Below are 1,301 nucleotides of genomic sequence, written 5' to 3'. Positions count from 1 at the left end.
GGCGAAGCTCTGAATTTAAGCCCCAGTAAACGGCGGTGGTAACTATAACCATCCTAAGGTAGCGAAATTCCTTGTCGGGTAAGTTCCGACCTGCACGAATGGCGTAACGACTTCCCAGCTGTCTCAACCGCGAACTCGGCGAAATTGCACTACGAGTAAAGATGCTCGTTACGCGCAGCAGGACGGAAAGACCCCGTGACCTTTACTACAGTTTGGTATTGGTGTTCGGTGTGGCTTGTGTAGGATAGGTGGGAGACTGTGAAGCGGGCACGCTAGTGTTCGTGGAGTCATTGTTGAAATACCACTCTGGTCACTCTGGATGTCTAACGTAGGACCCTGATCGGGTTCATGGACAGTGCCTGATGGGTAGTTTAACTGGGGCGGTTGCCTCCCAAAGAGTAACGGAGGCGCCCAAAGGTTCCCTCAACCTGGTTGGCAATCAGGTGGCGAGTGTAAGTGCACAAGGGAGCTTGACTGTGAGACTGACAGGTCGAGCAGGGACGAAAGTCGGGACTAGTGATCCGGCAGTGGCTTGTGGAAGCGCTGTCGCTCAACGGATAAAAGGTACCTCGGGGATAACAGGCTGATCTTGCCCAAGAGTCCATATCGACGGCATGGTTTGGCACCTCGATGTCGGCTCGTCGCATCCTGGGGCTGGAGTAGGTCCCAAGGGTTGGGCTGTTCGCCCATTAAAGCGGTACGCGAGCTGGGTTTAGAACGTCGTGAGACAGTTCGGTCCCTATCCGCTGCGCGCGTTGGAAATTTGAGAAGATCTATCCCTAGTACGAGAGGACCGGGATGGACGAACCTCTGGTGTGTCAGTTGTTCTGCCAAGGGCACCGCTGATTAGCTACGTTCGGACCGGATAACCGCTGAAAGCATCTAAGCGGGAAGCCGACTTCGAGATGAGATTTCCATGCACCTTGAGTGTGAGAGGCTCCCAGCAGACTACTGGGTTGATAGGCCGGATGTGGAAGCGGGGACTAACGACCCGTGGAGCTGACCGGTACTAATAAGCCGAAGACTTGATAACACACTGATTTCCCGCACCTTTGCGTGTGGGGCTCGCGTCCACTTTGTGGTTCCCGACAGACGATCGGGAATCAAACTGAATACACCGCTCTGCCCATTCGTGGGCAGCAGCCGGAACATGTTTGAGACCAGATCATGGTCGATAGTGTTCCGGTGGTCATAGCGAGAGGGAAACGCCCGGTCACATTCCGAACCCGGAAGCTAAGCCTCTCAGCGCCGATGGTACTGCAAGGGGGACCTTGTGGGAGAGTAGGACGCCGCCGGACTTA

The 1,301-nt window shown here is 55.1% G+C and carries 2 rRNA genes; both read left to right on the top strand.

What is annotated here, in order from left to right:
* Window positions 1-1,033: ribosomal RNA gene (locus ABH929_RS18405) — 23S ribosomal RNA — on the top strand; the annotation flags it as partial.
* Between the two features lie 148 nt (window positions 1,034-1,181).
* Window positions 1,182-1,298, top strand: a 5S ribosomal RNA gene (gene rrf / locus ABH929_RS18400).
* Window positions 1,299-1,301: the final 3 nt, after the last annotated feature.

This window comes from Curtobacterium sp. AB7 (assembly GCF_044909335.1).
GTDB lineage: Bacteria > Actinomycetota > Actinomycetes > Actinomycetales > Microbacteriaceae > Curtobacterium.
Note: the sequence above shows the minus strand (reverse complement) of the source record. Positions and strands in the feature narration are given on the sequence as shown.